The following is a 308-nucleotide window of genomic DNA, read 5'->3' on the forward strand; positions in this document are numbered from 1 at the left end:
CACTAGTCCAGGAGGACCACACATTGGCTATGAACCGTAGCGAACTTGTTGCCGCTGTTGCAGCTAAGACCGAAAACTCCCAGGTAGCCGTCAACGGTGTGCTGGATGCGCTGTTCGAAGTTTTCGTTGACCAGATCTCCCAGGGTGAGAAGGTTTCGATCCCAGGTTGGTTGGCCGTGGAGCGCACCGATCGTGCAGCTCGCACCGGGCGTAACCCACAGACCGGTGACGCTATCCAGATCCCAGCTGGCCACTCGGTCAAGCTGACCGCTGGTTCGAAGCTGAAGGCTGCTGTCTCCAAGAAGTAA

At 57.5% G+C, this 308-nt stretch carries 1 protein-coding gene; it reads left to right on the top strand.

The features are described 5' to 3' along the window. The first annotated feature begins 23 nt into the window (after positions 1-23). Entirely contained in the window at positions 24-308 is a 285-nt protein-coding gene (locus ACT3UA_RS19015) for an HU family DNA-binding protein (RefSeq protein WP_096283271.1), read from the top strand.

The sequence above is a fragment of the Glutamicibacter sp. 363 genome (genome assembly GCF_052379505.1).
Taxonomy (GTDB): Bacteria; Actinomycetota; Actinomycetes; order Actinomycetales; family Micrococcaceae; genus Glutamicibacter.